At 50.2% G+C, this 13230-nt stretch carries 13 protein-coding genes; 8 read left to right on the top strand and 5 right to left on the bottom strand.

Features of this window, described 5'->3' with window-relative positions; translation table 11 throughout:
- The first annotated feature begins 191 nt into the window (after positions 1-191).
- On the top strand, positions 192-977 hold the full coding sequence (locus ACYVAD_RS23205; protein ID WP_461141925.1) for a DUF4290 domain-containing protein: 786 nt from the start codon (positions 192-194) through the stop codon (positions 975-977).
- 44 nt (positions 978-1021) lie between these two features.
- Complete coding sequence (murA, locus tag ACYVAD_RS23200) at positions 1022-2329, top strand: UDP-N-acetylglucosamine 1-carboxyvinyltransferase (protein WP_461141924.1); 1308 nt, start codon at positions 1022-1024, stop codon at positions 2327-2329.
- 185 nt (positions 2330-2514) lie between these two features.
- Here the strand turns inward: murA and ACYVAD_RS23195 are convergent, their stop codons facing one another.
- On the bottom strand, positions 2515-3300 hold the full coding sequence (locus ACYVAD_RS23195; RefSeq protein WP_461141923.1) for a bestrophin-like domain: 786 nt from the start codon (positions 3298-3300) through the stop codon (positions 2515-2517).
- Positions 3301-3762: 462 nt separating this feature from the next.
- Here ACYVAD_RS23195 and ACYVAD_RS23190 point away from each other — a divergent pair, with 462 nt between their 5' ends.
- Complete coding sequence (locus ACYVAD_RS23190; protein WP_461141922.1) at positions 3763-4413, top strand: DUF305 domain-containing protein; 651 nt, start codon at positions 3763-3765, stop codon at positions 4411-4413.
- 95 nt (positions 4414-4508) lie between these two features.
- On the top strand, positions 4509-5324 hold the full coding sequence (locus ACYVAD_RS23185; RefSeq protein WP_461141921.1) for a bacteriorhodopsin: 816 nt from the start codon (positions 4509-4511) through the stop codon (positions 5322-5324).
- Positions 5325-5386: 62 nt separating this feature from the next.
- Here ACYVAD_RS23185 and ACYVAD_RS23180 read toward each other — a convergent pair whose 3' ends face one another.
- The 3 genes from ACYVAD_RS23180 to ACYVAD_RS23170 form a co-directional block, all read right to left on the bottom strand.
- A complete protein-coding gene (locus ACYVAD_RS23180) occupies positions 5387-6163 on the bottom strand; it encodes a ferritin-like domain-containing protein (protein WP_461141920.1) in 777 nt (258 codons plus the stop codon).
- A gap of 12 nt (positions 6164-6175) precedes the next feature.
- Positions 6176-6937 (bottom strand): ferritin-like domain-containing protein, encoded by a 762-nt coding sequence (locus tag ACYVAD_RS23175; RefSeq protein WP_461141919.1) that lies wholly within the window; start codon positions 6935-6937, stop codon positions 6176-6178.
- A 291-nt stretch (positions 6938-7228) separates the two neighbouring features.
- Positions 7229-9061: an ABC transporter ATP-binding protein gene (locus ACYVAD_RS23170; RefSeq protein WP_461141918.1), complete on the bottom strand. Its 1833-nt coding sequence runs from the start codon at positions 9059-9061 to the stop codon at positions 7229-7231.
- Between the two features lie 82 nt (positions 9062-9143).
- Here ACYVAD_RS23170 and ACYVAD_RS23165 point away from each other — a divergent pair, with 82 nt between their 5' ends.
- The 3 genes from ACYVAD_RS23165 to ACYVAD_RS23155 are packed head-to-tail and all read left to right on the top strand — an operon-like array spanning position 9144 to position 10887.
- Positions 9144-9488, top strand: coding sequence for a PadR family transcriptional regulator (locus ACYVAD_RS23165; RefSeq protein WP_461141917.1), 345 nt, complete (start codon positions 9144-9146; stop codon positions 9486-9488).
- Between the two features lie 2 nt (positions 9489-9490).
- A complete protein-coding gene (locus tag ACYVAD_RS23160) occupies positions 9491-10192 on the top strand; it encodes a hypothetical protein (RefSeq protein WP_461141916.1) in 702 nt (233 codons plus the stop codon).
- The gene (locus ACYVAD_RS23155; RefSeq protein WP_461141915.1) at positions 10192-10887 is read left to right on the top strand and encodes a hypothetical protein; all 696 of its coding nucleotides are present in this window, start codon (positions 10192-10194) and stop codon (positions 10885-10887) included. The genes ACYVAD_RS23160 and ACYVAD_RS23155 overlap by 1 nt, the downstream gene beginning before the upstream one ends.
- On the opposite strand, the gene ACYVAD_RS23150 is transcribed toward ACYVAD_RS23155, so the two are convergent.
- A complete protein-coding gene (locus tag ACYVAD_RS23150; protein ID WP_461141914.1) occupies positions 10858-11934 on the bottom strand; it encodes a glycosyltransferase family 4 protein in 1077 nt (358 codons plus the stop codon). The genes ACYVAD_RS23155 and ACYVAD_RS23150 overlap by 30 nt on opposite strands.
- Positions 11935-12143: 209 nt before the next feature.
- Between ACYVAD_RS23150 and hemE the strand changes: the two genes are divergently transcribed.
- The gene (hemE, locus tag ACYVAD_RS23145) at positions 12144-13178 is read left to right on the top strand and encodes a uroporphyrinogen decarboxylase (protein WP_461141913.1); all 1035 of its coding nucleotides are present in this window, start codon (positions 12144-12146) and stop codon (positions 13176-13178) included.
- Positions 13179-13230: the final 52 nt, after the last annotated feature.

The raw sequence follows: 13230 nt of genomic DNA, 5'->3' as shown, positions 1-13230 counted from the left end.
ACCTTAACAAATTAGTATTATTCCACAAGGGAAATAGATTTTTCCTAATCCGGTCGGCATACGAATCGACCGAAGTAGTCCCATCGAACAATGACCAACAACAATCTGGTTCCGTTCGGACAAGCCTTTGCTTGCGGATTTTGGCCCGAATGTTTGTAGTTTTGCCTTTTACCATTAAGCCTGCATACCCCTTGAAAGAATACGGCAGCAGTATACAAAAGCTGGTTGACAACATGGTCAACATCGCCGATCGGGAGAAACGTACTCGGTACGCACACATCCTGATTGAGCTCATGCGGCAGATTCACCCAAACATGAAGGATGGGCAGGACTACTACAACAAGTTGTGGGACGACCTTTACATCATGTCTAATTTTACGTTGGACGTTGATAGCCCCTATCCTCCCCCGTCGGAGGAAGCACTGGGCAAAAAACCCCAGCGGGTTCCTTACAACACGCATCACCTGAAGTTCAAACACTTTGGCCGTAACGTCGATCTGCTGATTGCCAAGGCGGTCGCACTAGACGAGGGCGACGAACGCCGGGCTTTCGTTTCGTACCTGGTTCGGTTGATGCGAACATTCTACCAGGCCTGGAACAAAGAGTCGGTAGAAGACGAAACCATTTATCAAAGTCTGGTTGAGCTCTCGAACGGTAAACTGGGCGACGATGTCCGCCTGATTCGCGAACAGGGGCTGGTTGAATCGACGCCCCGCGAACGTACCGGCGATCACACTCAACCGCAACGCGTGGGGGGTGGTCATTATCGGAACGATAACGCTCGGAACAATCAGGGACGGCCGAATAACAACCGAAACCGCAACGACAACTCGGGCAACGATAACAACCGGAATTTCGGCGGACGTAATAACAACAATCCGAACAATCGGAATAACCGAAACAACAACAATCCGAACAATCGGAACCGGAACGATAATCCTGGTGCAAACCGGAATAACGACCGTCGTCGTCGTTAAACCCAACTTAACCACTTTTTAGCTACGCATACGCTACTTTCCCAATGGCATCTTTTCAAATTACCGGTGGCCGGAAGCTCAAAGGCGAACTGATTCCGCAAGGCGCGAAGAACGAAGCGCTGCAGATTCTCTGCGCTGTCTTACTGACGAAGGAACCTGTCACGATTTATAATATTCCTAGTATCCGGGACGTCAACCAACTCATTGAGTTACTGGGCGATCTGGGCGTGTGGGTTACTCGGATTGGCGAAAGTGCTTACCGCTTTCAGGCCTCTGACGTTAACCTGGATTACCTCGAATCTGATACGTATAAACGTAAAGCAGCTGCCCTGCGCGGTTCAGTAATGCTGCTGGGGCCAATGCTGGCCCGCTTCAAAAAAGGCCGGCTTCCTCGCCCCGGTGGCGATAAAATTGGTCGTCGTCGCCTGGATACGCACTTTCTGGGTTTCGAAAAATTGGGCGCTCAGTTTAATTACGATCCCAACGACGGTGGGTACTACCAGGTCGATGCCAGCAACCTTCGCGGTGCGTACATGCTACTCGACGAAGCATCGGTAACGGGTACAGCCAATATTCTGATGGCGGCTGTTATGGCCGAAGGAACGACGACTATCTACAACGCGGCCTGCGAGCCTTATCTCCAGCAGCTAAGCAAAATGCTTAACTCGATGGGCGCCAAAATTTCGGGCGTTGGGTCCAACCTGCTCACCATCGAAGGCGTTTCAGAGCTACACGGTACCGAACACACGATGCTGCCCGACATGATCGAGATTGGTTCGTTCATTGGTATGGCGGCCATGACCCAATCAGAAATCACGATCAAGAATTGCCAGATTCCTCAGTTGGGTATCATTCCCGAGCAGTTTATGCGACTGGGTATCAAAATGGAGTTCCGGGGCGATGATATTTACATTCCTGCGCAGGATCACTATCAGATCGATACGTTCCTGGACGGTGGTATGATGACCGTTGCCGATGCGCCCTGGCCGGGCTTCACCCCCGATTTGCTGAGCATCGTGCTCGTCACGGCAGTACAGGCGCAGGGAACATTATTGATTCACCAGAAAATGTTCGAAAGCCGCCTGTTCTTCGTTGACAAGCTCATCGATATGGGTGCGCAGATTATTCTTTGCGATCCACACCGCGCTACGGTCGTTGGCCTGAACCGACAGATGCCGCTGAAGGGCATCCGGATGTCATCGCCGGATATCCGGGCGGGGGTATCTCTGCTGATCGCGGCTATGTCAGCGCAGGGCACCAGCATTATCGATAACATCGAACAGATCGACCGGGGATACCAGAATATCGATACTCGCCTAAACGCCATCGGCGCGGAGATCATCCGGCTGTAAGCCAATCCGTACTGAATTAACTTAGCGCGAGCGCCAGGCAAGCTACCCAAGCGAGGCCTGGCGCTCGTTGTATCCGTAATATTCTTTCCGTAACCAGTAAAAAAATCAGTGATGCAGAACGTTGTACGATCCTATCATCAACATTCTAGACTTGATCCTTGAACTAGACAGAGCCAAGTTCCTGCTCAATACGTGACCATTTCGTAGAGTACCGACTCAAATGCGCTCGCATCAACACTGAATCCACCGCGAAAGGGATTATCCATCGCTGCTGTCAAAAATAGGAGCGAACCCAGCAGAAAGGCAATCAACGCAGTAAGTATTGCCTGATGCGTCAGGTCTTCGGACACAAAAAACCAGGAAATAGCTACGTTGATAACAGCACCGAGTACGATGACCCACCATAACAACTGCGGCAAATTGGCCTGATCCCCCCGCAATCGCAGTCGATGTGCAATCAGTAGCTCATTGAGTTGGTTGATTGCCTGCTCATGCACAACCCGAAGCCGGGCATTGGTTGGGATAAAGGCAAATAGATGGTTCTTGAACGAACGTAAAATCTTACTGCTTTCCTGGGGTACCTTACCCTGATGATGTTCCGGCCAGTCCTGTCGGATAACCGACTCAACGTACGCCCGAAGTTCAACCTGGAAAGCCTGTCGGTAAGCAACCGGGTAGGTAGCCATATCCTGATAGAGCGCGGCCGTGATCGTTGCTTCTTCATCGACCTGGTTTGATAAAGCCTGAAAATTACTCCAGGCGCCAGCCGCTACTAAGCCAAGCAGAATGCCATACACGACGCCCGACGAGCCCAGAAAGTAGCTCACCAAATCGTTGTGTTCAGCAGAGTCAGTAACGATTCGCCTTACCCAGGGGCGGAGTCCTACCAGCCCCACCAATGAGAAGACGACCGTAGTGCCGCAGCAAAAGACAAAAAAGAGCCAATTCGGCAAATCGTAAATCCAGTCCACCGGAGAATAACCCAAAAGGCTTGATAGATTGCTTTTTTCTTAAAATGACCGAGGAAAACGGTAGTCTATAAATGATGAAGTACCGACTTACTTCAACGCAGATCAGTACCGCTGTTTACAAGTAAGTATCAAGCCCGACAGGTATAAAATTGTTTACACTGCTGGTCATTTTTACCCGTACTATACTCAATCCGACGCCTTGGGGCTAGCGTGTTCGACTGTTAAGATTTCGAATCATAAGGCTTTCTCCTGAGCTCAGGACCTTGTAAAAAACGCTTGCATTCAGCGCTAAAGACTTTACCACAACTATGCTTTTATTCCGGGTTACTCCGAATTTTATTCGTTCCCCCACCTTTCAGGTTTAGGAATTTAGAAAATCCTTAAACCATACGCTCAGATTATTGTCTTAGATACGTAACAGCTTCGGCTGAATTCGAACCAACACTAAGCACAACATAATCGATGAAAACGCTTCAATTCACCCTTTCTGTCTGGTTGTCCATGGCCTTATTGTCTAGTGTTTCGCTGAGTGCCTGCGCTCAGTCGACAACCAGCGCGGCTACCTCCAGTGTAACCGCAACCAGCGATCCGGCGAAAGAACCGCTGCTGAAACCGATGCAGCAAATGGCTAGCCGACTGAAAAACCTGGCGGCCTCTGGTGATCCAGACTTTGACTACGCGCTACAGGCTAAAGTTCACACGCAGGGCACACTCGATCTGCTGAAAGCCGAAGCGCAGAGTGGTAAAGATACCGCGTTGATGCAGATGGCTAAAGACCTGACGGCTCCTACGCAGGCTGACATGGATCTGATTAACAATACCATGCGACAGATCAAGCCCTCGCGACCAAACCAGGGTTTTACGCAGAAGCAGAGTCAGAATATTGAAGCAATTATGCTGAAAGTACAGCAGGCAGCCAGTGCTAACGACAAGCTGACGAGTGATCTGGATAAAAACTTCTCGACTTTACTGATGGAACAACGGCAGGATGCTATCGACCTGGCCAACACCTACCTGCAATTCGGTAAAAACGAAACGCTGCGGAATTACGCGCAGAAGCTGATCGACAAGTCAAAAGCTGATATGGAAAAACTGAAAGCGATGCCCAAATAGGGCCTCAATTAAGTCTCGGTTAAATCTGAAACCTCGTAAGCAGGATGGTGTTACATAGCATAACCTCGACGCATAACCTCGACATCATCCTGCTTATGGAATTGAATGATACTTTTTTACCGACTGCCGGTACGGTTGGTGTTTTTCCCATGGTTACCTACTTCTTTTTCTGGGTAGCCATCTACGTGCTGCTGGGCTGCTTTATTTTTACGCTCTTTTCCCGAAACAGCGATTCCCTTACACCACAGGCCCAACGCTCCCGACTTCTGACGGCTATCATTGCCGCGGTTGCCGGGATTTCCTATTTCCTGATTCAGGATTATTACCATCATGTCTTGACTGAAGCAGCTGCTGTCGGCGACACCGCGGACCGGCAAACGCTCTTTCGGGAGTCCTTCAACGCCATTAATCAGTTACGGTACATGGATTGGGCGGTCACGACTCCCCTTCTGTTGCTACACATGGTTTCTATGCTACAGATTGGATTTGAAAAACTGAAGCGCCAGCTTACGTTGCTACTGGTTGCTGATTTTTTTATGATCCTGACGGGTTACATCGGCGAGCAACAACTATCCTTTGATAGCGAGATTCTGGTTGGCCCAAAGCTGATCTGGGGTGCTGTCTCGACTATTGGCTACATCGTTATTCCGTATATCTTGTATCAGCTTTGGAAAACGTATGGTAATCAACTATCGACCGAAGCAAAGTGGGGCTTTCGCCTGATGGCACTTACAACGGTTACGTTCTGGGGCGTTTATCCCATTGGTTATATTCTAACAACCATGAACGTCGATACGAATATGATTCATATTATCTTTACCGTTGCCGATATCATTAACAAAGTGGGCGTTGGTCTTATTGCGTACATAGCCAGTAATACAGAGCGCCAGTCCGTGAAGTTAGCCGACTAGGTAAACGTAGAAAGCGAAAATAGCCCATCTCGTTTGAGATGGGCTATTTTCGTTGATAAAACTTACGCTAAGAACGGAGCGACAATCTTCAGTACGTCTTCTTTGGATAGGGGCTCGTCCCAGGCCTGAGTCGAGTTTTCGAGCGGGATACCCGGAATGATCGACGAGATTTCCAGATGCCGGGTTGACTCGTCTCCTCCGTAAACAGCTGGCGGAACGCCAGGACTTGTGTTTCCGGTGATCCACGCCTTTTCGCCCCGTAGTTCACGAACCCGGGCCGCATGCCGAGCCTCCACCGAGTGAATTTGGAGCGCTGTGGTCAGAATAGGATCATTGTCGATAAGTCGTGGGGCTTGTCCTTTATAAGCCCGTACCCCCGTATCTTCAAATGCCTGCGACAGTGTTAAGTAAACTTGATAGTTCTGGAAAGGATTCGGGAACATTCCTTTAGCCGTAAAGTCAAAACGGGGTTGTGCAACCGCCTGTCCACCGAGAACGGATTTTAACAACTTCACGTGCGCATTTTCGTGTTTCTGGATCTGACCATATACGGTCCGTGCCGTTCCCGTCAACAAGCCGGGGGTATCCATACCGACGTTGTAGAATTCAGCTTCCAGATATTCCAGCGTTAAGGCAAAGTTCAGTACATCAACAACCGTCGGACTCAGCGCCTGACCGTACGCCTTGCTTAACGCCGATGCCAGTATGGTTGGAGCAGCAACAGCAGCCGCTTTCCGACTAAACATGTTAAACATGCTACGACGCGACACGTGTTTCAACCGGTCGTAAACGTCGCCATCCACTTTCTCTAATTCAGAAATAATATTTTGCAGATTCATGGTTAGGATCGTTTATGCCATTGGAAGGCGGGTAGCCTGAATAGTTTCTTTAACGAATTTTTGTGCCTGTGGCAGTACTTCAGTTGGTTTCAGCGCCCGTTCCAGACCCGTAGCCGGATCGATCACATCGTCACCAGCGAAGGCTGTACTATTTGGGCTAATCAGTTCACGAATCACCGCAGCATGCCGGGCTTCGACGGAAACGATAATTCCTCCGATAGCCAGGTTAGTCGCATTTGTCAGTAGCTGACCAGCGCCGTTATAAGCGGCCGTTGCCAGATCGGAGAACGTTTTAGCGGTTTGTAATACGCTGTCGCGGCTGCGGAAGTTTACGCTGCTGTAGTCTAAGGTCAGCGTTGGAATGGCGGAACTACCGAGTACTTGGCGGAAGAATTCGCGGTGCGTAATTTCCTGGTTCCGCAGTTCGATAAAAATCTGCCGTTCCTTCTCCGTAGCGTTATCGTAGAACTGGTCGGTTACCAATTCAAGAAAACGTAATTCAGCCTGTTCAAGGGCATAAGCGTAGTTCAGGACACCGACGTCTCCCGTTCCCAGGTCAATAACATCACCAATCCGGGCGTTCGCCGTGGATCCTCCGTCTGGTCCTGCTAAGGGGTCAGGGATATTGTTGGTGCAGGCACTCATTACGAGTCCCGTCGCGGTAGCGACGCCAACGTAACGCATAAACATTCGTCTCCCTGAAAAAATAGGAGCAATAGGCAGCATCGACAAAGGTTCTTTTGCCAGCTCCTGCTTCTTCTGTAAATGTATCATCGTGCAATACTGTTTAGTTGAGTACTACGCTTTGCGTCGTCCGCATCGCCCTTTATGTACTAACAGCATCTATCCCTAGTTACATAAACTAGATAAAATGTAGATTATATTGGCTATAAGTGAGGAAGCGGTCTTTTTAGTCCATAGGAATTATATTCTTTTACAGAATCGGTGACTAAAAGTATAACAGAGTTTCGGTGATTACCCGATCGTTAATGACTTGAATAATCCTGCCTATTCAAGTCAATTCATTTCGACGCTAGGCAGGACTATTCTGGAAGGTATTGTTGCTCAGACGTTCTGCAACGTGCTAAGCTTTCGATAGAACCCTTCGTCCAGCGACAGGAGCTCGTCATGGCGACCGCGTTCTACAATCTGCCCTTGGTTCACCACCAGAATCTCGTCAGCGTGCTGAATGGTGCTGAGCCGGTGGGCTATGACCAGTGTCGTTCGGTTCGCCATCAGGCGTGTGAGCGCTTCCTGCACCAGTTTTTCGGATTCTGTATCAAGCGCTGATGTGGCTTCGTCCAGAATCAGGATAGGTGGGTTTTTCAGGATGGCCCGCGCGATGCTGATTCGCTGGCGCTGCCCCCCCGACAATTTTCCACCCCGATCGCCAATACTGGTCTGGTAGCCGTTGGGCTGGGCGACGATGAAGTTATGCGCATTGGCTATCCTGGCGGCTTCCATTACCTGCTCCTCAGTGGCATCACTGCCAAAAGCGATGTTGTTGAAGATGGTATCATTGAACAGAATACTTTCCTGCGTCACGATCCCCATCTGACCACGTAACGAAGCCAGGGAACAATCCTGTAATCGTACGCCATCGATTAGAATCTGACCTTCAGCCGGGTCATAGAAGCGCGGAATCAAATCAGCAATGGTTGATTTCCCGCTACCTGACGAACCAACCAATGCAATCGTTTTGCCTTTGACCAGATCAAAGCTAATGTTACGTAACACCGGCGCATCGGGCGTATAGGCAAACGAAACACGCTGCACGGAAATTCGATCCTGGAAGGGCTTCAGCGATACAGCGTTGGGTTTGTCTTGTACCGCTGATGGTGTATCGATCAGTTCCAGTACCCGCTCCCCCGAAGCCAGTCCCCGCTGCGAACCGCTAAAGGCATTCGAGATATCTTTGGCTGGGCGGGTTACCTGCGAGAAGATAGCGATGTACGTAATAAACTCGGCGGCAGTAAGATCAGACTGACCGCTCAGCACCAGCGAGCCGCCATACAATAGAATACCCGTCACAACCGTAACGCCCATAACTTCTGAGAACGGGGAAGCCAGTTCGCGCCGGTTAGCCAGCGACCGGACCGCATCGCGGTACCCTTCGTTTTCCCGACGAAACTTATCCAGGATAAACTCCTCAGCCACAAATCCTTTGACGACTCGCATGCCCCCGAACGTTTCGTCCAGCAGACTCACTAGCGCGCTTAGTCGCTTCTGCCCTTCCTGAGCATCCCGCTTCATTCGCCGAACGAGCGTCGCAATAAAGCCCCCCGAAATAGGAATGACGACGATCGCGAATAGAGTCAGTTTTACCGAGATACTCAGCAGCGCAATGATGTAGCCAATCAGCAGAAAAACTTCTTTGGAAGCCGCCGACAGCGTATTGGCAATGGAGTTTTCGACTTCCTGAACATCGGTCGTGATGCGCGACATCAGGTTGCCTTTACGTTCGTTCGAGAAGAAGCCAAGGTGTAGATGTACTGTCCGGGCGAAGACCGTTTCCCGCAGTTTGGCGACCATGCGCGCTTTGAAGTTTTCCAGTTGCCGAATGGATAAGTATTTGAATAGATTGCTCATCAGCACCGACGTTATGATAACGCCACACACAAACTGGAGCGCCCCTACTTTACCGTACTCCTGAAACACCTGCGCGAAGTAATAACTAAACGCGTCCGTTGGCGATGACGTAATCGACGGGGCTGGCTGGCTCATGAATGCCTGCATCCGGGCGGTATCGACCTTGTCAAAGAGGATGCTCAGCAGGGGAATCAGCAACGTAAAATTCAACACGCCAAATACGCTGGATAGTAGAGACGTCGTCACAAATGGCGTCAGGAAACGACCCAGCGGTTTGGCAAAGGAAAGTAATCGTAGGTAAGTCTTCATTCGTAGCGCAAAGGTACAACCCCCTAAAAACTTTTATACCTAAGATTTGTAGGTATATAATAATTCTTTGTACGTTTGAATCATGAGTAATGGGAACAGTTCACAACTTCTAAAAGGCAGCTTATCCGTCATTATCCTGCGGCTACTGGAAGACCGGGAACGGATGTACGGGTACGAGATTACGCAGAAAGTGAAAGAGCTAACGGCGGGCGAGATGAGCATTACGGAGGGAGCCCTCTACCCCGCCCTCCACAAGCTGGAAGCTGAAGGGCTGCTGACGACCGAAACGCAGGTTGTCGACGGTCGCGCCCGAAAGTACTACTCGCTGACGAAAACCGGCCATATCGAGGCTGCCGGACGTATTGCCGATCTGGCCGCTTTTCTGGAAAATCTCAATCTGGTATTGAAACTCAAACCGAGTCTGTAATCATGGCCCTGACAGAACATCAACTACAAACCCTCCGGACGGACTTACAAACCCTCGCGAACATCGAGTATAACGATGTAATGACGGAGTTGCTGGATCATTACGCCAGCCTGACCGAGCAGTATATGGCAGATGGGTTACCGTTTACAGAAGCTAGTAAACGGGCATGGTCTGATCTGGGCAGTGGGGCGGGCTTACAGGCGATTCAAACCGATTTTATCCGAACGACGCAGCGGCATTTGCGGCAACAGCACTGGACTATTGTGAAAAGCTATTTCCGCTGGCCAATTCTGTTGACAACAGTGCTGATGGGCATATTGCTCCACTTGGTCGTACCGATGATTCCGGCTCGAGGCATACTATTACTTTTATTTGTTATCGGTGCAATACCGGCATTTATCATTCAGTTCACCAAAGCACCAAGTACCAACGGTCTAACCGACACCAGCCAAGTCCTTCGGGAATATCTTCGGAAACAGGCCGTCATCTTAGTAAGTCTTGCGAACGCATGGCTCAACGTGGGCGCTGTTTTATTTGATAGCAACGATACTCGGCTTGCGTTTCTAGATGCCCACAGCAGTTTTTTTGCCGTTGTCCTATCAATCTTGCTTTTGTACGTAATGAGTTTCTCGCAACTGCTTTACCTGCATTTTCGCGCTCAACTTTTCCTTGCTGCCGTAAACACCACCAAGCTGTTCAATTGATGACGCCCGACGACCACCCACTCAACCCCATCGACCGCCACCTGCGGCACGACAACCGACTCGTCAACGAGGACCTGATCGCCGAACTCACCGACCATTACGTTGTGGGTATCGCCGAACGAATGGTACAGGGACTGTCTTTTGACGCAGCGCTACGTGACATGTACGACAATTTCGGTGGGCGAAAAGGCTTGCGAAGTATGGAGCGTCAATACAATCGCGTTACGACAAGCCAGTACAACCAGATCTGGCGGGAGTGCGTCTATCAGCAACTACGCTGGCCTGGTCTTATTATTCCCCTGTTTCTACTCGGGTTTATCTGCGGAATTGCGCTACTTCTCGCTAATAATACTGATAATCCAGTATCTATTGACAGGCTAGCGAACACCTGGGACGGGTTTGCCTTTGGCTCGATTGGGGGTCTGTTCATTCAGTTTATTCGCCAGCTCTACCTGCATCGACGTGGCTTACCAGCAATGTCCCCTCAGGCTTGGTACGTACTGACCCGACTGTTGCCGGTTAGCATCCTCCTGGGTGTTGTTCCATTCATTCTCCCTTATCTGGCCCCTTACGCACCAGTCAGTTTTTACTACGCAACGCTGACTTTCTGGCTGTTTGTAGTGATCATTCAAATGCAGAGCTATTCTCAATTCTACAAAGCCGTACTAAAAACCAGCCGGAGAGCTGCGCACTAACTCGTTGTATAATTTCCAGTATTCACCCGCTGCGTTTGGCCAGCTAAAGTTGGCAACCCGCCGGCGCAGGCGTTCCTGACGGAGTGGATTTTGTTCAAAATCGGTCAGCCCGTTGTGTATCGTCTCGGCCATGTGTTCCGGCTCAAAATTATCGAAGTAATAGGCCTCCTTCCCGCCTATCTCGGGAAGACTGGTTAGTCTGGAGATGAATACGGGCTTACCAAAAGCCATAGCCTCCGCTACGGGTAGTCCAAACCCTTCAGCCAGGGACGGAAACAGGAACGCTTCACAGTTCGCGTAGAGCCACCGCTTGGTTGCTTCGTCAATGGGGCCGGGCATGACTAGCCGATCGGCGGTCCCCAGCTTTTCGGCCTGCTCAAGAATATGCCGCGCGTATGGGTGTTGGTCAGGTCCGGCCAGCACCAACCGATAATCAGGAAACGCTTCTAGTAAAGGTAACAGCGTATGAACGTTCTTTTTGGGGTGAATGACGCCCATAAATAGGAAAAACGGCTGTTCGATACGTTGCGATGCGTCTATTTCAGGAGCCCGTTCTCTCGTCGCAGCCAGCGCATTTCCATTGTGAATAATCCGCAACGGCTGATTGTTCGATAAGCGCAAGTGCTGCTGTACGACTGATGCGGTATATGCAGAAATAGCCGTAATCGCTGATGCCTGGTCAACCTTGCACTGGAGAGCAGCCAGCTTTTTTGCTTTTTGATCGGGTGAATAATCAGCTCGCTCAAGGAAGTTCAGGTCGTGAATAGTTAAAACCAACTTCGACCGCCGAGACACATACGTTGAATCTTGATGCAAGCAATGCCAGACATCGTACCGGTCGGCCATCCATATTTTCCGCTTCCACGATGCCTCTACGTACTGCACCGAATCGCCAAACATGCCTGATTTTCCTTTGGGCACCAAGAACGTGACGGTCCAGTCGTTGGGACGCTGCTGCACCAGTTCGTGGCCCAGATGCAAACAGACCTGTCCCAGGCCACTATTTAAATCACGTAACCGTTCGGCATCAACAAAAAGAGCAGGCATAGCAAAAGCAGGAAAGGCGCAAAGCTACGCCTGTTTGTCGAAACGGATATACTAGTCATTCGACTGAGAGGTTCAGCCTTGTCTTTCTTTGTTATTTTCTAATTCTGAAGATTTTAGAAAATAATAGAATAAATCTTCTGCATAATTCATCATAAAGAACTCCTATTAATCAGGCCAAAGGAATCCCTATCCGGGGTTATCTTTGCGACATGACTTTACAGAACGATTTGTTACTCCGCACAGCGCGGGGTGAACTGACGGAACGCCCACCCGTCTGGATGATGCGGCAGGCAGGACGCGTCCTGTCCGAATACCGGGCCGTACGGGAACGGGCGGGTAGTTTTATTACGTTGGCAAAGACACCCGAATTGGCAGCCGAAGTAACGATTCAGCCGGTCGATGCCTTCGACGTAGATGCTGCCATTATTTTCTCCGATATTCTGGTAGTGCCCGAAGCAATGGGTTTACCGTACGAGATGATCGAAAGCCGGGGGCCAGTGTTTCCGCAGACTATTCGCTCATCGGCCGACTTGAGTCAACTTCGAATAGCCGACCCGGAAACTGATCTGGGATACGTGCTAGATGCCATCAAACTGACGAAGAAGGAACTGAACAACCGCGTACCGCTGATCGGTTTCGCTGGGGCACCTTTCACAATTTTCTGTTATATGACCGAGGGCAAAGGCTCAAAAACCTTCTCGGTAGCGAAAAAACTCCTGTATACCGACCCGCATCTGGCGCATACGTTACTCCGACAGATTACGGATAGCACCATTACTTACCTAAAAGCGCAGGTCCGGGCGGGGGCTGATTTGTTACAGTTGTTCGATTCGTGGGCGGGAATTCTGTCGCCAGAGCAATACCGGACGTTCTCGCTGCCGTACATTCAGCAAATCTGCGACGCGATCAATGAAGATCCAGAAATCAACGTACCTGTAACTGTTTTTGCCAAGGGCGCTTTCTTTGCCCGGAAAGAGATTGGCGAGCTGAACTGCTCTGTAGTCGGCTTGGACTGGAATATGGACCCGGCGGAGTCGCGAGAGCTGATCCCCAATAAGGTATTACAGGGCAACCTTGATCCTTGCGTCCTCTACGCCGATTTTGCCCAGATTCGGATGGAAGTGAAACAGATGGTCAGCGCATTCGGTCATCAGCATTATATTGCCAATCTCGGCCACGGTATCTACCCTGATACTAATCCCGATAAGGCCCGGTGCTTTGTTGACACGATAAAGGAAATGTGATAAGGCTGCTTCTCACGTAGGCAGGATGGGCAGGCCTCTTTACTTATAGAGC

The organism is Spirosoma pomorum, from assembly GCF_054776615.1.
The sequence above is the reverse complement of the archived record's forward strand: the minus strand, read 5'-3'. Positions and strand labels throughout refer to the sequence as shown.

What these genes read in the sequence shown, in the direction of transcription:
- murA (WP_461141924.1), top strand. Translation starts at nt 1,022, where the DNA reads ATGGCATCTTTTCAAATTACCGGTGGCCGGAAGCTCAAAGGCGAACTG.
- ACYVAD_RS23190 (WP_461141922.1), top strand. Translation starts at nt 3,763, where the DNA reads ATGAAAACGCTTCAATTCACCCTTTCTGTCTGGTTGTCCATGGCCTTA.
- ACYVAD_RS23185 (WP_461141921.1), top strand. Translation starts at nt 4,509, where the DNA reads ATGGAATTGAATGATACTTTTTTACCGACTGCCGGTACGGTTGGTGTT.
- ACYVAD_RS23180 (WP_461141920.1), bottom strand. Translation starts at nt 6,163, where the DNA reads ATGAATCTGCAAAATATTATTTCTGAATTAGAGAAAGTGGATGGCGAC.
- ACYVAD_RS23175 (WP_461141919.1), bottom strand. Translation starts at nt 6,937, where the DNA reads ATGATACATTTACAGAAGAAGCAGGAGCTGGCAAAAGAACCTTTGTCG.
- ACYVAD_RS23170 (WP_461141918.1), bottom strand. Translation starts at nt 9,061, where the DNA reads ATGAAGACTTACCTACGATTACTTTCCTTTGCCAAACCGCTGGGTCGT.
- ACYVAD_RS23165 (WP_461141917.1), top strand. Translation starts at nt 9,144, where the DNA reads ATGAGTAATGGGAACAGTTCACAACTTCTAAAAGGCAGCTTATCCGTC.
- ACYVAD_RS23160 (WP_461141916.1), top strand. Translation starts at nt 9,491, where the DNA reads ATGGCCCTGACAGAACATCAACTACAAACCCTCCGGACGGACTTACAA.
- ACYVAD_RS23155 (WP_461141915.1), top strand. Translation starts at nt 10,192, where the DNA reads ATGACGCCCGACGACCACCCACTCAACCCCATCGACCGCCACCTGCGG.
- ACYVAD_RS23150 (WP_461141914.1), bottom strand. Translation starts at nt 11,934, where the DNA reads ATGCCTGCTCTTTTTGTTGATGCCGAACGGTTACGTGATTTAAATAGT.
- hemE (WP_461141913.1), top strand. Translation starts at nt 12,144, where the DNA reads ATGACTTTACAGAACGATTTGTTACTCCGCACAGCGCGGGGTGAACTG.